Genomic DNA, 25,009 nt, shown 5'->3' with positions numbered 1-25,009 from the left:
GGAGCGGGCTGAGACGGGCACATCGACGTCGAATCGCCGCGCTAGCGTCGGTGCTTCATCGCACTCGACGAGGCCCGCATACATGACGTCAGATACCCAGCCCCGCACCCGCGCAGAATCGGGTGCGCGCCGCCGAGCGGCCGAGCGCCCCGCCGACGCAGCGCTCGTCCGCACGAAGAAGCGGATGGACCTGCAAGGCCTTCGTGCGCTCGCTGTCGGGCTGGTCATCCTCAACCACGCGTTCGACTGGCCGGCCGGCGGCTTCGTCGGCGTCGACATCTTCTTCGTCATCTCCGGCTTCCTGATGACCTCGCTGCTCTACCGGGAGTACGAACGCACGGGGACCATCCGCTTCTTCGCGTTCTACCGACGTCGTATCCGTCGCCTCATCCCGGCGTCGGCGACCGTCATCCTCGCCACCGTCATCGGCGCCTGGGCACTGTTCAGCTCCGGCCGGTTCGTGTCGACGGTCTGGGACGGCATCGCTTCGCTGTTCTTCGTCTCGAACTGGCGATACGCGGCCGAGGCGACGGACTACTTCGCGCAGGGCGCGCAGACGTCGCCCCTCCAGCACTACTGGTCGCTCAGCCTCGAGGAGCAGTACTACCTGGTCTGGCCCCTCGCCGTCCTGGTGATCGCCCTGCTCGTCGCCAAGGACCGCCATCCCCGGGTCACGGCCGCCGTGGTCAGCCTCGTCATCACGGCCGGGCTCTTCCTGGTCTCCCTGCAGCTCACGCAGACCGATATCGCGACGGCGTACTTCATCACTCCCGCGCGCCTCTGGGAGCTCTCGGCGGGCGCGACGGTCGCGTTCTGCATGCCGCTCTTCGACCGCCTCCCCACAGTCTGGCGGCCGATGATCATGCTCGCCTCGCTCGCCGGGATGATCGCGGCAGCGGTGATCACCCCCGCCAGTCAGGGCTTCCCGGCCCCGTGGGCGCTGGTCGCCGTGCTCAGCACCGCACTGTTCATCGCCTTCCCATGGCATCCCGCGCGCCGCTCCTGGCTGAACCCGCTCGACAACCCGGTGCTCACCCACCTCGGCGACATCTCCTACTCGCTCTACCTCTGGCACTTCCCCGCGCTGATCCTCATCACCGAGGCCTTCCGCGGCCTCCCCGGCGACAAGACCCCGGTTCCGGCCGTGGTCTCGATCGTGGTGACCCTGGTCGTGGCGGAGCTCTCGTTCCGATTCGTCGAGGAGACGGTCCGACGCTCACGGTGGCTCGAACCGAGCACGAAGCGCAAGCGAGGGGCTCGGCTCTCGAAGCTCCAGTCGTACGCGCTCACCGCTGGGGCGATCGTCGCCGTCGTCGCCGTGGTCCTGACCTTCGTCGTCGACCGGCAGATGCGCGGCGGTGCCGACGCCGGATCGGATGGGCCGTCGCAGGCCGGGCCGACTCCCGGCGCGACCTCCGAGTCGGGTGGCGACGCCGCGCTCGCGACGATTCAGGATCAACTCCGAGCCGCGCTCGAAACCAAAGAGTGGCCGGAGACGACCCCGTCATTCGACAGCGTGGTTGCCGGATACTCGCGCGACAAGGGGACCGACGCCTGCGCCAACGAGGTCTATCCGGGAGTCGAGCAGTGCACCTGGGGTGCAGCTGATGCGCCGATCTCCGTCGCGATCGTCGGCGACTCCACCTCCATCGCGTACGTTCCGCTGTTCCGTGCACTGGCCGATGCGTCGGACGGCCGCTTGAAAGTCACCACGATGGGCATGTACAGCTGCCCCTGGGTCGATGTGTCGACCGCGATGGCGATTCCGTCCTATCAGGCCGCCTGTCCGAAGCGAAAGGAACTGGCGGTGGAGAACATCATCGCGCTCAAACCGTCGGTGCTCATCGTCACGAACACCTATCTCACAGTGTCGCATTATCCCGAAGGCGGTTGGGTGACGCTCGGCGAGTTCGGGACGGGACTGGACAACTACCTCAAGAGAGTCTCGTCCTCGGTAGGCAAGATCGCGCTGGTCGCGCCCCCGATGGCCGACAAGGACATCCGCGAGTGCTACTCGCCCCGATCGAGTCCGAAGGATTGTGTGTCGACCGTCGACGAAACGTGGAAGCTCCGAGCCGCGGCCGAGGCCAAGTGGGCGAAAGCCGTACCGAACGCGGTGTGGGTCGACACTCGAGAGCTCTTCTGCGTGAAGAACTCGTGCCCGGCGTTCGCCGATGGCATCCCCACCAAGTTCGATGTCGTGCACCTCACGGAGGAATACTCGCGCCACGTGGCCTCCGGCATGGTCGAGCTCCTGGCCAAGACCGGAGTCGACCTGAGCGGTGACGCGGGAGCGAGCCCCCCGCCGAGTCCCGAATCGACAGATGGCGACGAGCCCCGCGCCGGGAGCCCGAAGGGCGACGCCGGCGCCGGTCAGGAGCGTGGCTGATGGACACTGTGGAAACATCTCATCACGCCGAACGTCGGCCCCGTGCGGACGCACGACGCGTCCGACGAGACTCAGACGGTGGGCCCTTTGTGAAGGGCGGCGCCCAGCGAACAGCGATGCGCCTCGATCTGCAGGGGCTGCGCGCTCTGGCGGTCGGCCTGGTGGTCCTGAACCATGCTTTCGAGTGGCCGGCGGGCGGCTTCGTCGGGGTGGACATCTTCTTCGTCATCTCGGGGTTCCTGATGACGTCGGTGCTCCATCGCGAGTTCGAGCGAAACGGTCGGATCCGGTTCCTCGCCTTCTACCGGCGTCGGATCCGTCGACTGATCCCGGCGTCTGTGGCGGTTCTCATCGCCACCGTGGTCGCGTCATGGGCGCTCTTCAGCTCCGGTCGGTTCGTGTCGACGGTGTGGGATGCGGTCGCGTCGCTGTTCTTCGTCTCGAACTGGCGGTTCGCCTCCCAAGCGACCGACTACTTCGCGCAAGGGGCGCAGACCTCTCCGCTTCAGCACTATTGGTCGCTGAGCCTGGAGGAGCAGTACTACCTGGTGTGGCCGCTGGCGATCCTGCTCATCGCACTGCTCGTCGGGCGAACACGACGGCCGCGCCTTTTCGCGGGTCTCATCACTTTCGCGATCACGTCGGCGCTGTTCTTCCTGTCGCTCCACCTCACGCAGGCGGACAAAGGGTCGGCGTACTTCATCACTCCGGCGCGGCTCTGGGAGCTGTCGGTGGGAGCGACGGTGGCGCTGTGCATGCCCTGGTTCTCGAAGCTCCCGCTCGCCCTCCGTCCCTTCATCGCACTGGCCGCACTGGCGGGCATGATCACGGCCAGCGTCATCACCCCGGCCGATCAGGGCTTTCCGGCACCGTGGGCCGCGCTCGCGGTGCTCAGCACCGCCGCATTCATCGCCTTCCCCTGGAAGCCGAAGCGCACCTGGCTCAACCCGCTCGACAACCCGTTCTTCAGCTACATCGGGGACATCTCGTACTCGCTCTATCTGTGGCACTTTCCCGCGCTCATCCTGGTGACCGAGCTGGCCCGCGGCACGCCGAGCTACGACACACCGATCCCCGCGCTGGAGTCGATCGCTCTGTCGCTCGTCCTCGCCGCGCTCTCGTATCGCTTCATCGAAGAGCCGGTCCGGCACTCTTCGTGGCTCGAGCCCGCGAAGCGAAACCGTCGCAGGACGCGAACCAAAGTCCAGCGGTATCAGTCGATCGCCGTGATGGCGGTGTCCGCCACCGCTGTCGTGGCGATCGTCGCTGCTCTGGTGGTGGATCGGGGTGCACGGGACAACACGCCCGAGGCCGCCTCGCCGACCTCTGGCAGCTCGCAACCGCAGAACGGCGCTCTGAGTGCGATCAAGGCCGAACTCGTCAAGGCAGTCGGTGCGAAGGAGTGGCCTGAGCTCAACCCATCGATGGACAGCGTCATCACCGATTACCAAACGCCGGAGGCGGCAGCCGCCTGTTCCGTTCCCGATTACCCGGGAATGGACGAGTGCACCTGGGGCTCTCCCGACGCCAAGGTGTCGATGGCGATCGTGGGAGACTCCACCTCCGTCCCGTACGTCGCGACCTTGCGGGCGATGGCGGAGGGTTCGAACGGTCTACTGAAAGCCACAGCTTTGGGAATGTTCGGCTGCCCGTTCGTCGACATCACCACCTCCACACCGGACAAGAACCTCGAGAAGGCCTGTCCGGAGCGAAAGCTCGCATCGATCGAGAACATCGGCACACTCAAGCCGGACGTGCTCTTCATCACGAACACGTACTTCCCGTTCAAGGCGCTCAGTACAGGAGCGGCCGTGACTCCGGAGCAGTACGAGGCGGCGATGAAGCCGTATCTCGAACAACTCGCTCCGAACGTCGGCACGATCGTCTTCCTCCCGCCGCCACCTGTGGAGAAGGACGTCAAGGAGTGCTACACGCCTCGCTCTGTGCCGCAGGATTGCCTGTCGACGGTCCCGGAGCTGTGGCAAGCGCGCGCGAAGGTCGACCAGACACTGGCGAAGACTGTCGACGGCGCCTGGATCGACACGCGCGTGGTGTACTGCGTCAAGTCGAGTTGCCCCGCGTTTTCGGGAGGCATTCCCATCAAGTCCGACATCGTTCACCTGACCTCTGAGTACGCGACACACATCGCGCCCGCTGTCCGCGAGATCCTCACGACGAAAGGCATCCTGCCGGCAGACGAGTCGACTTCGACGGCCGCTCCGCCGGGAGACGGCGCCGCCCTCGGCGCCATCAAGACCGCGTTGACCGATGCACTGGGCGCGAAGGAATGGCCCGAGACCACGCCGGCGCTCGGCTCGCCGGAGGCCGGCGCCCGGAGTCCAGAGTTCGACGCGTGCGCCGGACCGGTCTACCCCGGCATCGAGAAGTGCACCTGGGGGGCTGCCGATGCCCCGGTCACGATCACGGTCGTGGGCGATTCGACGGCCGTCGGATACCTCCCCCTTCTCCGTACGCTCGTGGACTCCTCGAACGGCAAACTCCGGATCACGTCGTTCGGCATGTACGGCTGTCCCTTCATCCCCATCTCGATCGCCGCGGGAAACGAGACCTACCGGTCCGAGTGCCCCAAGCGAAGAGAGGCGGCGATCGAGGAGATCAGCACAACCAAGCCGTCCTACGTCTTCGTCTCCAACCTCACGTCGGAGATCAAGAAGGTCGAGGGTGGACTCCTGACGGTCGCCGATTACAAAGCCGGCTTGGACGAGTACCTCAAGAAGATCGCGCCGAGCACCGGAAAGGTGGTCATGTTCGCGACACCGCCGGAGGACAAGGACATCCGTGAGTGCTATTCGCCGCGAAGCGAACCCGCGGCGTGCGTGACGCGAATCCAGACCCGATGGAAGGAACTCAACGCCGCAGATAGCGCGGTGGTGACAGCGATCGGTGGCGTGTGGGTCGACACGCGCCCGCTGTTCTGCGTCAACGGAAGTTGCCCCGCGTTCGCAGATGGTATCCCGACCAAGTTCGACAAGACTCACATCACCGAGGCCTGGTCGAGGCACATCGCTCCAGCGGCTCGCGAACTCCTCGTGCAAGCCGGAGTCGACCTGTCCGGCGGATCGGGGGGCTCCTAGTCGGTCAGTCGGGGTCACCGACTTCGATGACGAACGGCCCTGCGTCCGGCCGCTTCGGCAGCACATGGTCGCCGGACGACTGGTGGCGGATGCGGCGGACGACCCACGGCACGAGGTACTCCCGCGCCCAGGACAGATCCTCAGCACGGGCCTGTCGCCAGGTGCGCGCCGGGAGCGGCTCGGGTTCGAGCGGCTGGAGGTCGTTCTCGACGTTCAGCGCGGCCAGCACCATCCGGGCGACGGTGTGATGGCCGAGCGGGGCGAGGTGGAGGCGATCCGGTGCCCACATGCGCTGATCCTGGATCTCGGTGAGCGACCACTGATCGGCCACGATCGCATCGTAGCGAGCCGCTACTGCCCGCACGTTCTCGTTGTAGATCGCGACCTTGCCGCGGATTCCGCGGAAGACCGGGGAGAAGCCGACATCCACGCCCGTGAAGACGACCACCGTCGCGCCGTCGGCACTGAGGCGGCTGACCGCCTGGTCGAAGAGCGCCGCGATCTGGTCGGGATCGGTCCCCGGGCGGATGACGTCGTTGCCGCCCGCGGAGATCGTGATGAGGTCGGGCCGGAGCGCGAGCGCCGGCTCCACCTGCTCGTCGAGGATCTGCTTGATGAGCTTGCCGCGCACGGCGAGGTTCGCGTACGCGAAATCGTCCGTCTGTGCGCTGAGGACCTCGGCGACGCGATCGGCCCACCCGCGGTGGCCCCCGGGGCTCAGCGGCTCGGGGTCACCGATCCCCTCGGTGAACGAATCTCCGATCGCGACGTAGCGGGACCACGGGTGCTGGGCTTCGACCATTCCTCCATTCTGCATCGTGGGCGTGGTGTCAGACGCCTCGGGTAGATTTAGTCCAAGTGGAGACGACAGCAGCACCCCAGCCCGGCGAGAGCTCGCCCGGCGCCGCCGTACCCGCAGACCCGCACGGTGAGGCGCTGCCCGAAGCGAGCGCCGGTGCGCGCGCGGGCAGCTTCGCCGCCGAGCACCTGTCGCCGTCCTTCCCCGAGAGAGCGGCATGGGGTACGGCCGGCAAGCTCCGGGCGTGGCAGGCCGAGGCGCTCGACGCCTACTTCGTGCACGAACCGCGCGACTTCCTCGCCGCCGCGACCCCGGGCGCGGGCAAGACGACTTTCGCACTGAGGCTGGCGACGGAGCTCCTGTCGCGTCGCGTCATCGAGCGCGTCACCGTCGTCGCCCCCACCGAGCATCTCAAGCGGCAGTGGGCCGAGGCCGCCGCGCGCGTCGGGCTGCATCTCGATCCCGACTTCCGCAACGCCGAAGGCCGGTACGCGCGACATTACAAGGGTGTGGCGGTCACCTACGCGCAGGTGGCGATTCGGCCGAGCCTCCACAAAGACATCACGGAGTCGTACCGAACGCTCGTCATCCTCGACGAGGTGCACCACGGCGGCGACGCCCTCAGCTGGGGCGACGGCATCCGGGACGCGTTCGAGCGGGCCACCCGTCGGCTCTCCCTCACCGGTACGCCGTTCCGCTCCGACACCGCGCCCATTCCGTTCGTCACCTATCTGCCCGACCGGCAGGGCATCCGCACGTCGGTCACCGACTACAACTACGGCTACGGACGCGCGCTCAGCGACGGTGTCGTGCGTCCCGTGATCTTCATGATCTACGCCGGTCAGATGCGCTGGCGCACCAAGACCGGCGACGAGATGGAGGCGCGGCTCGGCGAGGGCAACACCAAGGACATCACTTCGCAGGCCTGGCGCACCGCGCTCGATCCCCGCGGCGAGTGGATCCCCGCGGTGCTCAGCGCCGCCGACCGACGGCTCAGCGAGGTGCGCAACTCGATCCCGGACGCCGGGGGACTGGTGATCGCCACCGACCACTACGCAGCCCGAGCGTATGCCGACCTCCTGCAGCAGATCAGCGGGGAGCCGGTGACGGTCGTGCTCTCGGACGAGAAGGAGGCGAGCGACCGGATCGCCGAGTTCGCGGCGGGGGAGTCGCGCTGGATGGTCGCCGTGCGCATGGTGTCCGAAGGCGTGGACGTGCCGCGACTGGCGGTCGGCGTCTACGCGACCAGTGCCTCCACCCCCCTGTTCTTCGCCCAGGCGATCGGGCGATTCGTGCGGGCGAGGCGCCGGGGCGAGACGGCGTCGGTCTTCCTGCCGAACGTGCCGACGCTGATGGCGCTCGCGAACGCCCTGGAGCTCGAACGGGATCACGCGCTCGACCGGCCCTCGGCCGAGGGCGCCGAAGGCGATCTCTGGAACCCTGAAGACGCGATGATGGCCGAGGCGAACCGCGAGGGGAGGGCCTCGGAGGCCCTGACCGAGCAGTTCGCATTCGAGGCGCTCGGCTCGGAGGCGAACTTCGACCGCGTCGTCTACGACGGTCGCGAGTTCGGCGGGTTCGCCGTCCCGGGCTCCGACGAGGAGCTCGACTTCATCGGGTTGCCCGGCATCCTCGAGCCCGAGCAGGTGCACGACCTCCTGATGCAGCGGCAGCAGCGGCAGGCGCGTCGGCACAGTTCCCGGCCGGCCACGGCCGACGGGCACCCGCCCGCACCGCTGCACCGCACGCTGAAGGAGCAGCGTCAGCTGCTGAACAGCCTCGTGGGTCTGTATTCGAAGAACTCGGGTGAGCCGCACGGGCTCATCCACGCCGAGCTGCGCCGCGTCTGCGGCGGCCCGGCCGTGGCGCAGGCGAGCGTGTCGCAGCTGCAGGCCCGCATCGAGTGGCTCCGCAAGCGGATCGGCCGCTCCTGACGCGAGCCCGGCGCGCAACTTCGGAACTCCGGCGCGACACGCCGTGCGTCGGTCCGTAACTCCGGAGATCTGCTTCAGCTCCGGCCGGGGCTCCGGATGAACGGGCGGCGGATGCGGTGGCGGGCAGGTCACCAGTAACTCCGGAGATCCGCGCAGAACGCGGCCGAACCTCCGGAAGTACGGACGGCGCGGCGGCGTGTCGCGCGATGCGTCCGGACAAACGGACGAACCGGCCGCCCAGCCGGGTGAGGCGCGCGGCCCGCCTAGATGACGCCGAGCGCCAGCATCGCGTCGGCGACACGCACGAAGCCGGCGACGTTGGCGCCCAGCACGTAGTCGCCCGGCGAGCCGTACTCTTCGGCGGTCTCGGCGCAGCTGTCGTGGATGGAGTTCATGATCTCGGCGAGGCGCTGTTCTGCGTACTCGAACGTCCAAGCGTCGCGGGAGGCGTTCTGCTGCATCTCGAGCGCCGACGTGGCGACCCCGCCGGCGTTCGCCGCCTTGCCCGGCGCGAACAGCACGCCCGCCGCGGTTAGCACGGCGACGGCCTCGGGGGTGCACGGCATGTTCGCGCCCTCCACGACCGCGGCGACGCCGGCCGCTGCCAGGGTGGAGGCCGCCCGGCCGTCGAGCTCGTTCTGGGTCGCGCACGGGATGGCCACGTCGACGCGGGTCTCGGCCGACAGCGCCCAGATGTCGGCACCCGCACGGTAGTCGGCGCCCGGACGGCGCTCGGCGTACGCGCTCAACCGGCCGCGCTCGACCTCCTTGATCTGCCGCAACAGGTCGAGATCGATGCCGTCGGCGTCGTAGACGACGCCGGAGGAGTCGGAGCAGGCCACGACGGTTCCGCCGAGCTGGTGCACCTTCTCGATCGCGTAGATCGCCACATTCCCCGAGCCGGAGACCAGCACGCGCGCGCCGTCGAAGTCGCGGCCGCGGGTCGCGAGCATCCGCTGGGCGAAGAACACGGCGCCGTACCCGGTCGCCTCCGTGCGGACGAGGGAGCCGCCCCAGCCGATGCCCTTGCCGGTGAGCACGCCGGACTCGTAACGGTTGGTGATGCGCTTGTACTGGCCGAACAGGTAGCCGATCTCGCGCCCGCCGACGCCGATGTCGCCCGCGGGGACGTCGGTGTGCTCTCCCAAGTGGCGGTAGAGCTCCGTCATGAACGACTGGCAGAACCGCATCACCTCGGCGTCGGACTTGCCCTTGGGGTCGAAGTCGCTGCCGCCCTTGCCGCCGCCGATCGGGAGGCCGGTGAGCGCGTTCTTGAAGATCTGCTCGAAGCCGAGGAACTTCACCGTGCCGAGAGTGACGCTCGGGTGGAAGCGCAGGCCGCCCTTGTACGGACCCAGTGCCGAGTTGAACTCGACCCGGAAACCGCGGTTGACGCGCACCCGACCGGAGTCGTCGGTCCACGGCACGCGGAAGATGAGCTGCCGTTCCGGCTCGGTCAGACGCTCGAGCACCGATGCCTCGGCGTAGCGCGGGTGTGCGGCGATCACCGGCTCCAAAGATCCGAACACCTCGCGCGCGGCCTGGTGGAACTCGGGTTCGCCGGCATTGCGGCGGAGGACGTCATCGAGGAGGGAGGACAGCACGGAGGTCAAGCGAGGCCTTTCGAGACGGACACGGAATTCTGAGTTTACTCTCATGAAAGCGTCGCTCCTCCGTGTGCCGGGCGGCGGGAAGGGCCCATCGCAGTGAGGTTCGGCTTTCCTTGCTGGCACGGCGGCCCGCGGGTTCCTAGGCTGGGGCCATGAGTGCGGAGATCGTGAACGGACGGCATCCCGACGAGCCGCATCGGGAGGGCCTCGCCCAGAGACTGAACTGGTTGCGTGCGGGAGTGCTGGGGGCGAACGACGGCATCGTGTCGGTTGCCGCCGTCGTCGTCGGTGTCGCCGGCGCGACGAGCTCGGTGCCCGCCATCCTGACGGCAGGACTCGCCGCCCTCGTCGGAGGCGCCATCTCGATGGCGCTCGGCGAGTACGTGTCGGTCAGCAGCCAGCGCGACAGCGAGCACGCGCTGATCGCGAAGGAGCGGCGCGAGCTCGCGGAGATGCCGGAGCAGGAGCTCGCGGAGCTGACCGGGCTCTACGAGGCCAAAGGACTGAAGCCGGAGACCGCCAGACAGGTGGCGATCGAGCTCACCGAGCACGACGCCCTCGCCGCACACCTCTCGGCCGAGCTCGGCATCGACCAGGACGACGTCGTGAGCCCCTGGCACGCCGCGTTCGCGTCGGCGATCGCGTTCACGATCGGCGGCATCCTGCCGATGCTGACCATCCTCACGCCGGCCGCGATCCGCATCCCGCTGACGTTCGTGGTCGTGCTGATCGCCCTGGCGGTCACCGGGTACGTCGCCGCCTGGATCGGCGGATCGTCGCCCGGCCGCGCGATGCTGCGGGTCGTGATCGGCGGGGCACTGGCGCTCGCGGCCACCTTCGCGATCGGCGCGCTCCTCGGCACGACGGTCGGCTGAGCGCGGACGTCCGCGCCGGGCAGCGATCGGGACGAGGGGGAGCGATGAAGGAGAAGGTCGAGATCGTCCGGGACTGGCTGCCCCGCTACACCGGCACGCCCCTGGAGGAGTTCGGCGAGCACATCCTGCTCACGAACTTCGGCGACTATGTCTACCGGTTCGCCGAGTGGTACGGAGGGGAGGTGCGCGGCATCGACCGCTCGATGCCGAACGCCACGGCCGACGGCATCACGATGATCAACTTCGGCATGGGCAGTCCGAACGCGGCGACCATCATGGACCTCCTGAGCGCCGTGAGCCCTCGGGCCGCTCTTTTCCTCGGCAAGTGCGGAGGGGTCAAGAAGAAGAACCAGCTCGGCGACCTGGTGCTGCCGATCGCGGCCATCCGCGGCGAGGGCACGTCGAACGACTATCTGCCTCCGGAGGTGCCGGCTCTGCCCGCGTTCCAGCTCCAGCGGGGTGTCTCGACCACGATCCGCGACTTCGGCCACGACTACTGGACCGGCACCGTCTACACGACCAATCGCCGGGTCTGGGAGCACGACGACACCTTCAAGACCTACCTGCGGCAGACGCGCTGCATGGCCGTGGACATGGAGACCGCGACCGTCTTCGCGGCCGGGTTCGCCAACCACATCCCGAGCGGCGCCCTGCTGCTGGTGTCGGATCAGCCGATGATCCCGGAGGGCGTCAAGACGGCGGAGAGCGATCGCGGCGTGACCGCGCAGTTCGTGGAGCGTCACATCCGGATCGGCGTCGAATCCCTCCGCCTCGTCCGCCGCAACGGCCGGAGCCTCCGCCACCTCCGCTTCGAAGACGACTGACGCGCGAGGGGTGGAGACGTGCGTCAGTGGCCGGTGAGGGGCGCCATGGCGCGGGCGACGAGGGAGGGGCGGCCGGTGGCGCGCTCCTCCAGGTCGGCGCCCTCCATGGCGACGAGGCCCGCGTTCGCGCCGAGGAACCGCAGGGGCTCCGGCTCCCAGCGCGGGGAGCGGTGGCCGACCCATGGCAGCGCGGTGAGGTCGGTGCGACGGCCCGCGATCAGGTCTGCAAGGGTGCGGCCTGCGAGATTCGTGGTGCTGAGCCCGTCGCCGACATAGCCGCCGGCCCAGGCCTCGCGCGCGTCGCGGTCGAGGCCGACGGCGGCGTGCCAGTCGCGCGGCACGCCCAGCGGGCCGCCCCAGTGATGGGTGATGCGCACGCCGGCCGCCGCGGGGAACAGCTCGCCCAGCGTGCGGACCAGGTGGTCGCGCACACGCGGTGAGCGGTCGTAGGAGGGGTGGATGGCGCTGCCGAGGTGGTAGCGCGCTCCGCGCCCGCCGAACGCGATGCGGTTGTCGGCGGTGCGCTGACCGTAGACGATCAGGTGCCGGAAGTCGGCGAAGGTCTGGCCGTGCTCGATGCCGATGCGCTCCCACACCGCGTCGGAGAGCGGCTCGGTGGCGATCATCAGCGAGTACAGGGGGAGGATGCGGCGGCCGACCTGGCCGAGCTGCGACCCGTACCCCTCCGTGGCGTTGACGACGGTGCCGGCGGTCACCGTGCGCTCGACTCCCGCGGCGCGGACCCGGACGACGCCGTCCCTCCAGCCGAGCACCTCCGTCTGCTCGGCGATCACGGCGCCCCGCCGCTCGACCGCGCGGGCGATGCCACGCACGAGCTTGCCGGGATGCACGCGGGCGCAGGCCGGCGTGATCGTCGCCGCCACGGCGTCCGGAACGCCGTAGCGGCCACGGACGGTCTCGGTGCCGGCGAGAGTGACCCGGTCGACGCCGAACTCCTCCGACTCGGCGAACTCCGCGCGCGCGGCCGCGAGCTGCACCCGGTCGCGCGCGAACGTCACGGTGCCGCCGCGGACGTAGTCGCAGTCCACACCCGCAGCCGCGACGACCCGGCCGACCTCGTCGACGGTGTCGACCATCGCCTGCCGCTGGGCCACGGCGGCATCCCGCCCGTAGCGGGCGGCCAGAGCGGACGCCGACCAGGGGAACAGCGCGGAGCACCAGCCGCCGTTGCGCCCGGACGCTCCGAAGCCCGCCACGTCGCGTTCGAGCAGCAGGATGCGCAGGCTCGGGTCGGCCTCCTGAAGGTAGTACGCGGTCCAGAGGCCGGTGAGGCCGGCGCCGACGATGGCGACGTCGACCGTCGCATCCTCGGCCAGGGCCGGCCGGGGCCGGAACCCGTCCTCCGCCTCGGCGATCGAGTCGAACCAGAAGCCGACACTGCGGTAGTCCACGACACTCCTTCGAGTCTGGGTTTTGACGTCCGAGTGCTCGGACGGGTGAGACGAAAGAGTCCGCGCGCCGCTGAATGGTGCGGTGCGCGGACTCCTTCGGGTCGTGCTGGTGTCTCTTACAGGTGGTTGGACGCCTCGGTGAGCACCGACTCGAGGATCTGGCGGATCTCGACGAACTCGTCCGGGCCGATCGTGAGCGGCGGCGCGAGCTGGACGACGGGGTCGCCACGGTCGTCGGCGCGGCAGTAGAGGCCGGCGTCGTAGAGCGCCTTGGAGAGGAAGCCCCGCAGCAGGCGCTCCGACTCGTCGTCGTTGAACGTCTCCTTGGTCGACTTGTCCTTCACCAGCTCGATGCCGAAGAAGTAGCCGTCGCCACGGACGTCGCCGACGATCGGGAGGGTGAGCAGCTTCTCGAGCTCGGCGCGGAACAGCGGCGAGTTCTCGCGGACCCGCTCGTTGAGGCGCTCCTCCTCGAAGATGTCCAGGTTCTCCAGCGCGACGGCGGAGGACACCGGGTGCCCGCCGAACGTGTAGCCGTGGTAGAAGGACGTGTTGCCGTGCTTGAAGGGCTCGTAGATCTTGTCGCTGATGATCGTCGCGCCGATGGGGGAGTACCCGGACGTCATGCCCTTGGCGCAGGTGATCATGTCGGGCACGTAGCCGTACTGGTCGCACGCGAACATGTGCCCGATGCGGCCGAAGGCGCAGATGACCTCGTCGCTGACCATGAGCACGTCGTACTTGTCGCAGATCTCGCGCACCCGCTGGAAGTAGCCGGGGGGCGGCGGGAAGCAGCCGCCGGAGTTCTGCACCGGCTCGAGGAAGATCGCGGCGACGGTCTCGGGACCCTCGAACTGGATCATCTCTTCGATGCGGTTCGCCGCCCAGACGCCGAAGGCCTCGACATCGTCGGTCGGCGCGCCCATCTCGCCCGCGCGGTAGAAGTTGGTGTTCGGCACGCGGAACCCGCCCGGGGTCAGCGGCTCGAACATCTCCTTCATGGCCGGGATGCCGGTGATGGCCAGCGCGCCCTGCGGGGTGCCGTGGTAGGCCACGGCACGGGACAGCACCTTGTGCTTGGTCGGGCGCCCCTGCAGCTTCCAGTAGTACTTGGCCAGCTTGAACGCGGTCTCGACGGCCTCGCCGCCGCCGGTGGAGAAGAACACGCGGTTGAGGTCGCCGGGCGCGTAGTGCGCGAGGCGATCCGCGAGCTCGATCGCGTTCGGGTGGGCGTACGACCAGATCGGGAAGAAGGCGAGCTGCTCGGCCTGCTTGGCCGCGACCTCGGCGAGGCGCTTGCGACCGTGGCCGGCGTTCACCACGAACAGCCCGGAGAGGCCGTCGATGTACCGCTTGCCGTGATCGTCCCAGATGTGATGGCCTTCGCCGCGCGTGATGATGGGCACGCCGTGCCCCTCCTCCATCACCGACTGGCGTGCGAAGTGCATCCAGAGGTGATCGCGTGCCTTGGCCTGCAGGTCTGCCTCATCGGGTGTGATGGGCTCGCCGAACGTTTCAACGGTTGTCGTCATGGTTATCGCGTTCCCCAGTTGTAGAACTGTTTGTGGAGTTTGAGGTACACGAACGTCTCGGTGGAGAGCACTCCCTCGAGCGTCCGGATCTCGGAGTTGAGCATCGTGATGAGGTCGAGGTCGTTCTCGCACACCACCTCGGCGAGGATGTCGTACGTCCCCGCCGTGAGGACGACGTAGTCCACAGCGGGCATCGCCGCGAGCTTGTCCGCGATCACCAGGGTGTCCCCGGTGACGCGCACGCCGATCATCGCCTGGCGGTAGAAGCCCAGTTGCATCGGGTCGGTCACGGCCACGATCTGCATCACACCCGACTCGGTCAGCTTCTGCACGCGCTGGCGCACCGCCGCCTCGCTGAGACCGACCGCCTTGCCGATCTCCGCGTACGACTTGCGGCCGTCGACCTGCAGTTGCTCGATGATCGCTTTGGAGACGTCGTCGATGACCGCAGCCTTCGTGCCGTTCGTTGCCCGAGGGGTACTCATGGAGCGATTCTGTCAGTGGAGCAGCTCTCTAGCAAGCGAATCCGCACATTCCTGCCCGATTCACCGACGAAATCAGTAGACTCCCGGGCATGAGTTCACCGATGAGCACAACGACCACCCCTGAACTGACGAACTTCGTGAACGGCGCCCGCATGGATGCCCGCGGCAGCGACAGCATCGCCCTCATCGACCCGGCGACGGAGGACGTCTACGCCACCGCGCCCGTCTCCACCGCCGAGGACGTGGCCGACGCGTACCGCGCGGCGCGGGACGCGTTCGAGGTCTGGGGGAACACGACGCCGGCCGAGCGGCAGCTCGCCCTGTTCCGCATCGCGGACGCGATGGAGCAGCGCGCGGAGGAGTTCGCCGACGCGGAGTCGCAGGACACCGGCAAGCCGCGCGCCACGCTCGTGGAGGACGAGATCCTGCTCTCGGTCGACCAGATCCGCTTCTTCGCCGGGGCCGCCCGCAATCTGGAGGGCAAGTCGGCCGGCGAGTACATGCCCGACCACACGTCGTTCATCCGGCGTGAGCCGATCGGCGTCGTCGGCCAGGTCACGCCGTGGAACTACCCGCTGAACATGGCGGTGTGGAAGTTCGCCCCGGCGCTGGCGGCCGGAAACACGACGGTGCTGAAGCCGTCGGACACCACCCCGCTCTCGACGCTGCTGCTGGCCGAGGTCGCGAGCGAGTTCCTCCCGGCGGGCGTACTGAACGTGGTGCTGGGGGACCGGACGACCGGAGCGGCGATGATCGATCACCCGACCCCGCAGCTCGTCTCGATCACCGGGTCGGTGCGCGCCGGCATGGAGGTCGCCCGCGCGGCGTCCTACGACCTCAAGCGCGTCCACCTCGAGCTCGGCGGCAAGGCGCCGGTGATCGTGTTCGACGACGCCGACATCGAGAAGGCGGTCGAGGGCATCGTGGCCGCCGGCTATTTCAACGCCGGCCAGGACTGCACAGCGGCGACGCGCCTGCTGGTGCAGGAGGGCGTGCACGACGAGTTCGTCGCGGCCCTCGCGCAGTACGCCCGCGACAACGCCCGCACGGGCGCGCCGCGCGAGGACGGCATCCTCTACGGCCCGCTCAACAACGCGAACCAGCTCGCGCAGGTGAGCGGCTTCGTCGACCGGCTGCCCGACCACGCGAACGTCGAGCTCGGCGGCCGTCGCCAGGGCGACCGCGGCTTCTTCTGGGAGGCCACGATCGTGTCCGGCCTGCGCCAGGACGACGACGCGGTGCAGAACGAGATCTTCGGCCCGGTGCAGACCGTGCAGAAGTTCACCGACGAGGCGGAGGCGATGCGCTGGGCCAACGGCGTGCGCTACGGTCTGGCGTCCTCGGTCTGGACGAAGGACCACGGCCGGGCCATGCGCTTCGCGAAGGGCCTCGACTTCGGCTGCGTGTGGATCAACACCCACATCCCGATCGTGGCCGAGATGCCGCACGGCGGTTTCAAGCACTCCGGCTACGGCAAGGACCTGTCGATGTACGGGTTCGAGGACTACACGCGCATCAAGCACGTGATGTCGTACATCGGGGAGTGATCACCGCCGGAGCGCGACGATCAGGGCGCTGACCGCGAGGAGCGGCGGCGCCCACAGCGCGGCGGCGACGTAGCCGCCCGCCGGCGGGACCAACGCGCCGGCGGGCGTCGCGGCCGCGAGCAGGAGGCCGGCGAGGGCGCTTCCGATGCTGAAGCCGACGCTGCGCACGATCTGGTTGATCGAGAGCACGCTCGCAGTCTCCGGCGCGGGCACACCCTCCAGGACGAGCCGGGGCATGACGGCGGAGACGCCGCCCACCCCGAAGCCCAGCACGGTCATCGCGACCAGGACCACGGCGAGCGACCCCGTTCCGACGGCGAGGAGCACGGCCGCGGCCGCGACGGCGCAGGCGGAAAGTGCGAAGGCTCCACGCTCCGTCATCGCGCGCACCAGCCGGGGCACGACGCGCCCGGCGACGAACCCGAGGGCGGAGAACGGGATCAGCGCGGCGCCGGCCGCGACGCCCGGCAATGCGAAGCCGTAGCCGGCCCCTGACGGTGTCTGGAGGTAGCGGGTCAGGAGGCTGAAGAGCAGGTACATCCCGATCCCGGACACGAGCATCGCGCTGTTCGCACGCAGCACGGCGGGCCGGCCGAGGAGCCGGAGGTCGGCGAGGGGAGCCGGCACCCGCAACTCGACGACGCTCCACGCGGCGAGCACGAGCACGGACAGCCCGAGCACGGCGGCGCCGAGGAGGGGGCTGGCCCAGAGTGCGGGTTCGGCGATGACGAGGAGGATGCCCAGGGTGCCGATCCCGAGAAGGATCGCCCCGGGGACGTCCAAGCGTGCGTTCGGCCCCGGCGCATCACGGGGGAGGGCCCGCCACGCGATCACGAGGGCCACGGCCGACAGGATCAGGCCGAACGCGTAGGCCGCGCGCAGCCCGGCGAGCTGGTCGATCAACCCCACGAGGGGATAGCCGACGCCGATGCCGACCGTCGACGCGACTGAGAGCGCGGCGATCGTCCCGGTTGCACGGGGCTCGGGAAGCTCGGTGCGTGCGACGCTCATGAGCAGGGCCACCGCGCCGAGGCCCAGCCCTTGGAGCGCCCGGCCGGCGATCAGGAACGCGAACGGCAGCGGCAGCGCCGTGAGGGCGCCGCCCACCACGACCACCACCATCGCGTTCAGCACGGTGACTCTGCGTCGTGCGCCGGAGCCGAGCCTCCCGAGCACGGGGGCCGCGATCGCCCCGGCGAACAGTGTGACGGTCAGGGTCCACTGCGCGGCGGCGAGGGGGACGTGCAGCGTGGTGGCGACCGACGTGATGAGCGGAGCGCCCAGGCTGCCGATCACGGCGACGACGAGTGCGACGGCGACGAGCGCAGTGCCGATTCGCTGTGCCTGTCGGTCGGAGTCCATCGCGGGCCAGACTACGCGACACGCCGTCAACGCTTAATCATCCTGTCCTATAGGTATTATCCCCGCGCCTCCGCTACGCTGCCTGCACACACATCGTCGTGTGCAGTCGACCGGAAGGCATTCGATGTCTGCAGAACCGTCGTCCTCCGCCCATCTCGAGGACAGCGAGCACCTCGCCGTCCTGGGATACGAGGACTCCTTCAACAGGTCCATGACCCTGTGGGCCAACTTCGCGCTGGGCTTCACGTACCTGTCGCCGCTCGTCGGCGTGTACTCGCTGTTCGCGGTGGCGATGGCCACGGGAGGTCCGCCTTCGATCTGGTGGATCATCATCGTGGGTGCCGGCCAGTTCCTGGTGTCCCTGGTCTTCGGCGAGGTGGTCTCGCAGTACCCGATCCACGGTGGCATCTATCCGTGGGCGCGGCGGCTGTGGGGCCGGCGGTACGCGTGGATGGCCGCGTGGGTCTACATCTGGGCCATGATCGTGACGATCACCGCTGTGGCGTCCTACGGCAGCGGCTTCCTCGCCAGCCTGTTCGGCCTCCCGGCCACCAATGAGGTCACACTCGGCCTGACGGTGCTGCTGCTCGTCGTGGCGCTCGGGCTCAACTTCACGGGCACGAAGACGCTCGCGACGGTCGCCCGGATCGGGCTCTCGGCCGAGCTGATCGGCGTCATCGCCGTCGGGCTCTACCTGCTGATCTTCCAGCGGAAGCACCCGTTCTCGGTGTTCTTCGACACCATGGGCGTGGAGGGTCACGGATCGTATCTGGTGGCCTTCCTCGGTGCCGCGCTCGCCGGACTGTTCCTCTTCTACGGGTTCGAGGCCTGCGGCGACGTCGCAGAGGAGGTCGCGAACCCCGCTCGTCGCATCCCCAAGGCCATGATGATGACGATCGTCGTCGGCGGCGTCTCCGCGCTCTTCGCGTTCGGCGGCTACGTGCTCGCCGCGCCCGACCTGCAGCGGATCGTCGCGGGCAAGGATGTCGACCCGATCCCGGAGATCCTGCAGTCGACGCTGGGCACGGTCGGGGCGAAGATCTTCCTGGTGGTCGCGGTGACGGCCTTCCTGTCGTGCGTGCTGAGCCTGCAGGCGGCGGCGAGCAGGTTGCTGTTCTCGTTCGCCCGCGACGGGATGATCCCGGCCCATCGCTGGCTGGCCAAAGTGTCGCCGCGCACGAAGGTGCCGGTGAACGCGCTCATCGTGGCGTGCAGCATCCCCGTGCTGATCAGCCTGATCGTGTACGTGGGCCCGTCCGGACTGATCACCCAGGTGACGGCGTTCGCCGTGCTCGGCATCTACGTGGCGTTCCAGTCCGTCGTGCTGGCGTCGCTGCGGCAGCGGCTCAAAGGCTGGCGACCGGCAGGGCCGTTCTCGTTGCGGGGTGCCGGGCTGATCGTCAACGTCCTCGCATTGGCTTACGGGGTGTTCGCCATGATCCTGCTGGCGTGGCCGACGAACACCGGGAGCTGGTTCAACGACTGGATCGTTCTCATCGGTCTCGGCATCGTCGCAGGCGCCGGGCTGCTCTACCTGTTCATCGCCCGACCGGACCGCCTGTCGACCGCGCCCGAGGGTGACGCCATCCAAGTGGCCCAGCTGCTCCGCGCGCGCCGCGAAACTCCCAAGGAAGCTGCCCCCGCCGCCGACTGACCCCCGACTCCAGCCATCGCTTCCTCACTTCTTCACGCGACACGCCGTGTGTGAGCGGGAGAAAGTGAGGAAGCGATGGCTGCGGGTCAGGACTCGCGGCGCGGGACGGCGAGCGGGTTGCCGTCGCGCAGCTCCGGAGGAAGCACGTCCTGCGGGGCGTCCTGGTAGGCGATGGGCGTCAGCCAGCGGCGGATCGCCGTGGCACCCACCGAGGTGTGGATGCTGGCCGTGGTCGCCGGCCACGAACCGCCGTGGTGCTGCGCCCAGCCGATCGCCACCCCGGTCGGCCAGCCGTCGAACAGCAACCGGCCGGCGATCGGCGTCAGTGCGGCCGCCAGAGCGGTGACATCCTCGCCGGCACCGCGGTGGATCGTGGCGGTGAGCGACGGCTGCAGGGCGGCGAGCACGGCAGGCAGCTCCTCGTCGCGATAGGAGACCACGACCGTCACCGGGCCGAACCGCTCCTGGAGGAAACGGTCGGGCCCGGCGATGAAGGCTGCCGCGTCCGTCAGGACGACCGCGGGGACCGAGGCGCCCGGGTGGTCGATGCCGAGAAGCACGGTGGCATCGTCGTCCGCGCCGAACAGCTCGATCGCCTCGGCATACGCGGCACTCATCCCGTCGGTCAGCTGGCGCGAGGCCGGAGCTGAGCCGAGGGCAGCGGCCACGGCGTCGTCGACGCCCTCACCGGACGGCGCGAACACCAGGCCCGGCTTCGTGCAGTACTGACCGGCGTCCCGCGTGAAGGAGCCGACGAGGCCCGCCCCGATGTCGGCGCCGCGTTCGCGGGCCGCTGCGCGCGTGACGATCACCGGATTGATGCTGCCGAGCTCGCCGTAGAACGGGATCGGGTCCGGCCGGGACGCCGCGAGGTCGAACAGGGCACGACCGCCGCGCTCGGAACCGGTGAACCCAGCCGCGCGCACGGCCGGGTGCTGCACGAGCGCGACGCCGGCCTCCATGCCCTCCACGAGAGCGAACCAGCCGTTCGGGAGCACGTCGAGCGCGAGCTCCGCGGTGCGCCGCGACAGCCGGGGATGTCCCGGGTGCGCCTTGACGATCACCGGGCAGCCTGCGGCGAGCGCGGACGCCGTGTCGTTGCCGAGCACCGAGAACGCGAAGGGGAAGTTGGACGCGGTGTAGACGGCGACAGGTCCGATCGGCCGGAGCATGCGCCGCAGGTCGGGCCGCGGCGGGATGAGGGCGGGGTCGGGCGAGTCGATCGCGGCCTCGAGATAAGCACCCTCGCGCGCGACCCCTGCGAAGAAGCGGAGCTGCGCTGCAGTGCGGGTGACCTCTCCGTCGAGCCGCGCTTCCGACAGGTGGGTCTCCTCGGCCGCGAGGGCGACGAGGGTGGCGCGGTCGGCCTCCAGAGCGGCGGCGAGCCGTTCGAGCCAGGCCGCCCGCTGGTCGCGCGTCGTCGGCAGGAGCGCGGCCGCGGCGGCGGCGGTCGCCGCGTCGACGATGGGGTCGCCCATCAGAACGCCGCCAGTCCGGTCAGCGCGCGCCCGAGGACGAGCGTGTGGATCTCGTCGGTGCCCTCGTACGTGCGCACCGATTCCAGGTTGGCCATGTGCCGCATCACCGGGAACGCGTCGGTGATGCCGTCGCCGCCGAGGATGGTGCGGGCCTCCCTGGCGATCGCGAGCGCCTCGCGGACGCTGTTAAGCTTGCCGACGCTGATCTGGGTCGGCGTGAGCCGCCCGGCCTCCTTGAGCCGGCCCAGGTGCAGGGCGAGCAGCATCCCCTTCTCGTACTCCACCAGCATGTCCGCCAGCTTCTGCTGGATCAGCTGGGTCGCGCCGATCGGCCGTCCGAAGACCTCGCGCGTCGTCGCACGCTCGATGGACACCTCCAGGCAGGAGCGCGCGGCGCCCATCGCACCCCAGACGATGCCGTAGCGCGCCTCGTTGAGGCACGAGAACGGCCCCGACAGACCACGCGCACCCGGCAGCATCGCCGAACTGGGGACCCGCACCTCGTCGAGCAGGATGTCGCACTGCACCGAGGCGCGCATCGACAGCTTGCCGTCGATCGGCGTCGCCGTGAACCCCGGGGTCGATGTCGGGACCGCGAAGCCGCGCACGCCCTCGTCGGTCGCCGCCCAGACCACGGCGACATCGGCGAGCGACGCCAGGCCGATCCAGCGCTTGGCGCCGGTGATCACCCAGTCGTCGCCGTCGCGGCGTGCCCGCGTCGTCATGGCGGCGGGGTCGCTGCCGCCCTGAGGCTCGGTGAGCGCGAAGCAGCCGATGCGCTCGCCGCGGGCCATGGGCGCGAGCCACTCGGCCTTCTGCTCGTCGGAGCCGAACTTGGAGATCGCGCTCATGGCGAGCGAGCCCTGGACGGAGACGAAGGTGCGCCAGCCGCTGTCCACCGCCTCCAGTTCGTGGCAGACCAGGCCGTAGGCGACCGCGCCGGCGCCCGCGCAGCCGGGGTCCTTCAGATGCATGCCGAGCACGCCGAGGGCTCCCAGCTCGCCGACGAGCTCCTTCCGGAAATGCTTGTCCTCGAAGTCCTGCGCGATCACGGGGGCGATGCGCTCCGCGGCGAAGCGCCGGGCGTCGTCGCGCCAGCGCAGCTCCTCCGCGGTGAGGAGGTGGTCGATGCTGAAGGCCTCGTCGAGCGTGGCGGATGCAGGGGTCATGGAGCGGTCCTTTCGGTGCGGTCGGAGACGGCCTCCGTCCACACGGGGTCGTGCGCGCCGAGCAGCGGCGGCGGCGTTCGGTGAACGGCGGGGGCCGTGTCGAGGCGGATGGGGGTCGCGGGTTGACGGGAGGTGCGTCCGGTGACGGGGTCGACGGTCGTCGCGATCGCGTCGAGGCCGAGCGATGCCGCGAACTCGAACGCTTCGGCGACGCTGTTGACGAGACCGGACGGAACCCGGGCCGCGCCGAAGTCGGCCACCCAGTCGGCCGCGTCGCGGCGGCGCAACGCCGGCTCGAGGAGCGCACGCAGCTCGTGACGGTTGCGCACCCGCTCCTCGTTGGTCGCGAACCGGGGATCGCCGGAGAGCTCCGGGAGGCCGAGCGCCGCCGCGAACGCGGCGAACTGACGGTCGTTGCCGACGGCGACGACGAGCTCGCGGTCGGCGGCACGGAAGAGCTCGTACGGCGCGATGCTCGGGTGCGCGTTGCCCAGCCGGGCAGGGGAGTGGCCGGTCGCGAGAGTGCTCGAGGCCTGGTTGGTCAGCGCCGCGAGCAGCGAGCCCAGGAGGTCGACGTCGACGCGTGAGCCCCGCCCGGTGCGGTCGCGCTCGCGCAGGGCGAGCAGGATGCCGGCGAGCGCGTTCTGGCCGGTGAGGACGTCGACGAGCGCGACGCCCACTTTGCTGGGCTCTCCCTCGGCCGGACCCGTGATGCTCATCAGGCCGCCGACCGCCTGTACGAGCAGGTCGTAGCCGGGGAGGCCGGCGCCGGCCTCGCGCCCGAAGCCCGTGATCGAGCAGTAGACCAGCCCGGGGTTGGCTGCACGCAGACTCCGATCGTCGAGGCCGAAGCGCTCCATGACGCCGGGCCGGAAGTTCTCGACGACCACGTCGGCCGTCTCGGCGAGCGCGCGTGCGGCCGCGAGGCCGTCGGCCGTGGTCAGGTCGCACACGACGGAGCGCTTGTTGCGGTTGACCGCACCGAAGTAGGTGGACTCGCCCGCGTCGTCGACGGGCGGCCGCCACGCTCGGGTGTCGTCGCCGGCGGGGCTCTCGATCTTGACGACGTCGGCACCGAAGTCGGCGAGCATCATCGTGGCGTACGGACCGGCCAGGACCCGGGAGAAGTCGGCGACCCGCACTCCGGACAGGATGCTGTCGGTCATGGTCCGCTCCTTCGCTCTCACGGCCGTCCATCGGGCACGCTCCGAATTCATCCTATATCGAATGATTAGGGCGGGATATCGTGGAGGGGTGACCACCCCCATCCGCGATGCTGCCCGAACGACGCGGCCGGCGCCAGGGGCGCGCGACGCCGTCTTCGCGCAGCTCTCGGACGCCGGACGCGCCGAGCAGGTCGCGCGCCGCCTCACCGATGCGATCGTGCTGGGCGTGCTCAGCCCGGGGGAGCGGCTGCCCAACGAGGCCGATCTGGCGCGGCGGTTCGGCGTCGCGCTCGTGACCGCGCGCGAAGCCCTCGGGATGCTGCGCGAGGCCGGGCTGGTCGAGACGCGCCGCGGCAGGGACGGCGGCAGTTTCGTCGTCCACCCCGGCGACGCCGACGAGCCGATGCTGGCGACGCGGCTCCGCGGGCTCTCGCAGGTCGAGCTCAGCGACCTCACCGTGTACGTGACGGCGATCGCGGCGGGATGCGCCGACCGGGCGGCCGAGCGGACGACCCCGGCCGACGACGCCCGGCTGGCGGCCTGGCTCGCCGCGGCGGACTTCGGCGAGCCGGCGGAGGCGCGGCGCAGCGCCGGGGGATTCCTCCTCGAGCTCGCTGTGCTGAGCCAGTCGACCCGTCTGGTGCGCGAGCAGATCCGGCTGCAGGCCGAGTTCGGACCGCTCTTGTGGCTCGGGATGCGCGACGCCGCGCTTCGCGAGGGTACGGCCGGGTCGGTGCGGGCGATCGCCGACGCCGTCGCCGCGAGCGACGCCGCGGGCGCGAGAGCCGAGGTCACCGCTCTGCTGGGCCGGGTGGCGCGCTGGCTGCTGGCCGCGAAGGCCCGGATCGAGACGGGAGGGACGATCGATGGCTGAGCCGGTCTCGAAGACGCGGGCCGAGTCGGCACGCATCGACGCTGTGGCACAGATCGACGCTGCGGCCGCGCGCGTGAGCGCCCTGTTCGGCGACCTCCAGGAGCGGCTCACGGGATGGCGGGACGCCGTCCTCGCCGATCAGGGCGCGGACGGGATTCCTGCCGCCGCGTTGGACGAGCTCATCGAGCGCTTGGTCGTCCCCGCGCTGCGCGAGGACGATCCGGTGCTCGTCGGCGCGGGGTTCGTCGCCGCGCCGGAGTTCACCGGAGGGGACGACCTCCACTTCGCCTGGTGGCTCGGACCGCTCGACGACAACCCGCTCACGGGGGCGACGACCGAGCCGAGCCGGCTGGATCTGGCCTCCCGCTCGTACTCGGACTATCTGCGCGACTTCCGGTCGCTGGAGTGGTACAGCATCCCGCGATCGACGCATCGCACGCACATCACCGGGCCGTACGTCGACCACCTCTGCGCCTGCGACTACATCGTCACCATCACCTCGCCCGTCGAGCATGGCGGGCGGATGCTCGGCGTGGTCGGTGTGGACGTCTACGTCCGGCGTCTCGAGCGTGAACTGCTGCCGGCGCTGTTGGGAGTCGGGTGCCCGACGATGCTGGTCAACGAGTGGGGGCGGGTGATGGTGTCGACCGACCCGACGGTGCTGGTGGGGGCCGTCGCTCAGGTCGGGGACGACGCGATCCGGTGCCCGGGGACCCCGTTCCGCCTCGTCGCCTCGGCGCAGCCCACCTGAGTCGGCGACTACACTCGTCCCGTACGTCACGTCCTACATCGGGGAGCAGCCCC

At 69.7% G+C, this 25,009-nt stretch carries 18 protein-coding genes; 9 read left to right on the top strand and 9 right to left on the bottom strand.

Translation table 11 applies throughout. The features are described 5' to 3' along the window. Positions 1-82 precede the first annotated feature (82 nt). The gene (locus tag KNO15_RS02535) at positions 83-2,389 is read left to right on the top strand and encodes an acyltransferase family protein (RefSeq protein ID WP_241701862.1); all 2,307 of its coding nucleotides are present in this window, start codon (positions 83-85) and stop codon (positions 2,387-2,389) included. A gap of 116 nt (positions 2,390-2,505) precedes the next feature. Then, positions 2,506-5,484, top strand: a complete 2,979-nt coding sequence (locus KNO15_RS02530; RefSeq protein WP_241701861.1) for an acyltransferase family protein — start codon at positions 2,506-2,508, stop codon at positions 5,482-5,484. Between the two features lie 4 nt (positions 5,485-5,488). Here KNO15_RS02530 and KNO15_RS02525 read toward each other — a convergent pair whose 3' ends face one another. Next, entirely contained in the window at positions 5,489-6,286 is a 798-nt protein-coding gene (locus KNO15_RS02525; protein ID WP_241701860.1) for an SGNH/GDSL hydrolase family protein, read from the bottom strand. A 134-nt stretch (positions 6,287-6,420) separates the two neighbouring features. Here KNO15_RS02525 and KNO15_RS02520 point away from each other — a divergent pair, with 134 nt between their 5' ends. Next, complete coding sequence (locus KNO15_RS02520; RefSeq protein ID WP_241702665.1) at positions 6,421-8,217, top strand: DEAD/DEAH box helicase; 1,797 nt, start codon at positions 6,421-6,423, stop codon at positions 8,215-8,217. A 263-nt stretch (positions 8,218-8,480) separates the two neighbouring features. On the opposite strand, the gene gdhA is transcribed toward KNO15_RS02520, so the two are convergent. Beyond that, positions 8,481-9,830: an NADP-specific glutamate dehydrogenase gene (gene gdhA / locus KNO15_RS02515; RefSeq protein WP_241701859.1), complete on the bottom strand. Its 1,350-nt coding sequence runs from the start codon at positions 9,828-9,830 to the stop codon at positions 8,481-8,483. A gap of 149 nt (positions 9,831-9,979) precedes the next feature. Here gdhA and KNO15_RS02510 point away from each other — a divergent pair, with 149 nt between their 5' ends. Further along, entirely contained in the window at positions 9,980-10,702 is a 723-nt protein-coding gene (locus KNO15_RS02510; protein ID WP_241701858.1) for a VIT1/CCC1 transporter family protein, read from the top strand. 44 nt (positions 10,703-10,746) lie between these two features. After that, a complete protein-coding gene (locus tag KNO15_RS02505) occupies positions 10,747-11,526 on the top strand; it encodes an AMP nucleosidase (protein ID WP_241701856.1) in 780 nt (259 codons plus the stop codon). A 23-nt stretch (positions 11,527-11,549) separates the two neighbouring features. Here KNO15_RS02505 and KNO15_RS02500 read toward each other — a convergent pair whose 3' ends face one another. The 3 genes from KNO15_RS02500 to KNO15_RS02490 form a co-directional block, all read right to left on the bottom strand. Next, a complete protein-coding gene (locus tag KNO15_RS02500; RefSeq protein WP_241701854.1) occupies positions 11,550-12,938 on the bottom strand; it encodes an NAD(P)/FAD-dependent oxidoreductase in 1,389 nt (462 codons plus the stop codon). A gap of 116 nt (positions 12,939-13,054) precedes the next feature. Further along, positions 13,055-14,470, bottom strand: coding sequence for an aspartate aminotransferase family protein (locus tag KNO15_RS02495; RefSeq protein ID WP_241701852.1), 1,416 nt, complete (start codon positions 14,468-14,470; stop codon positions 13,055-13,057). Positions 14,471-14,472: 2 nt separating this feature from the next. Next, on the bottom strand, positions 14,473-14,955 hold the full coding sequence (locus tag KNO15_RS02490) for an Lrp/AsnC family transcriptional regulator (RefSeq protein WP_208039325.1): 483 nt from the start codon (positions 14,953-14,955) through the stop codon (positions 14,473-14,475). Between the two features lie 89 nt (positions 14,956-15,044). Between KNO15_RS02490 and KNO15_RS02485 the strand changes: the two genes are divergently transcribed. Next, on the top strand, positions 15,045-16,502 hold the full coding sequence (locus KNO15_RS02485; protein ID WP_241701851.1) for a gamma-aminobutyraldehyde dehydrogenase: 1,458 nt from the start codon (positions 15,045-15,047) through the stop codon (positions 16,500-16,502). On the opposite strand, the gene KNO15_RS02480 is transcribed toward KNO15_RS02485, so the two are convergent. Further along, a complete protein-coding gene (locus tag KNO15_RS02480; protein WP_241701850.1) occupies positions 16,503-17,864 on the bottom strand; it encodes an MFS transporter in 1,362 nt (453 codons plus the stop codon). A gap of 124 nt (positions 17,865-17,988) precedes the next feature. Here KNO15_RS02480 and KNO15_RS02475 point away from each other — a divergent pair, with 124 nt between their 5' ends. Beyond that, complete coding sequence (locus KNO15_RS02475) at positions 17,989-19,518, top strand: APC family permease (protein ID WP_241701848.1); 1,530 nt, start codon at positions 17,989-17,991, stop codon at positions 19,516-19,518. 86 nt (positions 19,519-19,604) lie between these two features. On the opposite strand, the gene KNO15_RS02470 is transcribed toward KNO15_RS02475, so the two are convergent. From KNO15_RS02470 to KNO15_RS02460, 3 genes are read right to left on the bottom strand one after another with little or no spacing between them, the layout of a single operon-like run. Beyond that, on the bottom strand, positions 19,605-20,996 hold the full coding sequence (locus tag KNO15_RS02470) for an aldehyde dehydrogenase (NADP(+)) (protein ID WP_241701846.1): 1,392 nt from the start codon (positions 20,994-20,996) through the stop codon (positions 19,605-19,607). Continuing rightward, entirely contained in the window at positions 20,996-22,165 is a 1,170-nt protein-coding gene (locus KNO15_RS02465) for an acyl-CoA dehydrogenase family protein (protein ID WP_241701844.1), read from the bottom strand. Before KNO15_RS02465 ends, KNO15_RS02470 begins: the two co-directional genes overlap by 1 nt. Beyond that, on the bottom strand, positions 22,162-23,331 hold the full coding sequence (locus KNO15_RS02460; protein ID WP_241701842.1) for a CaiB/BaiF CoA transferase family protein: 1,170 nt from the start codon (positions 23,329-23,331) through the stop codon (positions 22,162-22,164). Before KNO15_RS02460 ends, KNO15_RS02465 begins: the two co-directional genes overlap by 4 nt. 88 nt (positions 23,332-23,419) lie before the next feature. Here KNO15_RS02460 and KNO15_RS02455 point away from each other — a divergent pair, with 88 nt between their 5' ends. Then, positions 23,420-24,205, top strand: coding sequence for a FadR/GntR family transcriptional regulator (locus KNO15_RS02455; protein WP_241701841.1), 786 nt, complete (start codon positions 23,420-23,422; stop codon positions 24,203-24,205). Then, positions 24,198-24,956: a cache domain-containing protein gene (locus KNO15_RS02450; protein ID WP_241701840.1), complete on the top strand. Its 759-nt coding sequence runs from the start codon at positions 24,198-24,200 to the stop codon at positions 24,954-24,956. Before KNO15_RS02455 ends, KNO15_RS02450 begins: the two co-directional genes overlap by 8 nt. The last annotated feature ends 53 nt before the right edge of the window (positions 24,957-25,009 follow it).

The organism is Leifsonia shinshuensis, assembly GCF_022606355.1.
In the GTDB taxonomy this organism is placed as follows: domain Bacteria; phylum Actinomycetota; class Actinomycetes; order Actinomycetales; family Microbacteriaceae; genus Leifsonia; species Leifsonia shinshuensis_B.
This window is presented reverse-complemented; position numbering and strand designations above follow the sequence as displayed.

Bases quoted from the DNA above. Each gene is read 5' to 3' on its own strand.
- KNO15_RS02535 (WP_241701862.1), top strand. From the start codon at position 83: ATGACGTCAGATACCCAGCCCCGCACCCGCGCAGAATCGGGTGCGCGC.
- KNO15_RS02530 (WP_241701861.1), top strand. From the start codon at position 2,506: ATGCGCCTCGATCTGCAGGGGCTGCGCGCTCTGGCGGTCGGCCTGGTG.
- KNO15_RS02525 (WP_241701860.1), bottom strand. From the start codon at position 6,286: ATGGTCGAAGCCCAGCACCCGTGGTCCCGCTACGTCGCGATCGGAGAT.
- KNO15_RS02510 (WP_241701858.1), top strand. From the start codon at position 9,980: ATGAGTGCGGAGATCGTGAACGGACGGCATCCCGACGAGCCGCATCGG.
- KNO15_RS02505 (WP_241701856.1), top strand. From the start codon at position 10,747: ATGAAGGAGAAGGTCGAGATCGTCCGGGACTGGCTGCCCCGCTACACC.
- KNO15_RS02495 (WP_241701852.1), bottom strand. From the start codon at position 14,470: ATGACGACAACCGTTGAAACGTTCGGCGAGCCCATCACACCCGATGAG.
- KNO15_RS02490 (WP_208039325.1), bottom strand. From the start codon at position 14,955: ATGAGTACCCCTCGGGCAACGAACGGCACGAAGGCTGCGGTCATCGAC.
- KNO15_RS02485 (WP_241701851.1), top strand. From the start codon at position 15,045: ATGAGTTCACCGATGAGCACAACGACCACCCCTGAACTGACGAACTTC.
- KNO15_RS02480 (WP_241701850.1), bottom strand. From the start codon at position 17,864: ATGGACTCCGACCGACAGGCACAGCGAATCGGCACTGCGCTCGTCGCC.
- KNO15_RS02475 (WP_241701848.1), top strand. From the start codon at position 17,989: ATGTCTGCAGAACCGTCGTCCTCCGCCCATCTCGAGGACAGCGAGCAC.
- KNO15_RS02470 (WP_241701846.1), bottom strand. From the start codon at position 20,996: ATGGGCGACCCCATCGTCGACGCGGCGACCGCCGCCGCCGCGGCCGCG.
- KNO15_RS02465 (WP_241701844.1), bottom strand. From the start codon at position 22,165: ATGACCCCTGCATCCGCCACGCTCGACGAGGCCTTCAGCATCGACCAC.
- KNO15_RS02460 (WP_241701842.1), bottom strand. From the start codon at position 23,331: ATGACCGACAGCATCCTGTCCGGAGTGCGGGTCGCCGACTTCTCCCGG.
- KNO15_RS02450 (WP_241701840.1), top strand. From the start codon at position 24,198: ATGGCTGAGCCGGTCTCGAAGACGCGGGCCGAGTCGGCACGCATCGAC.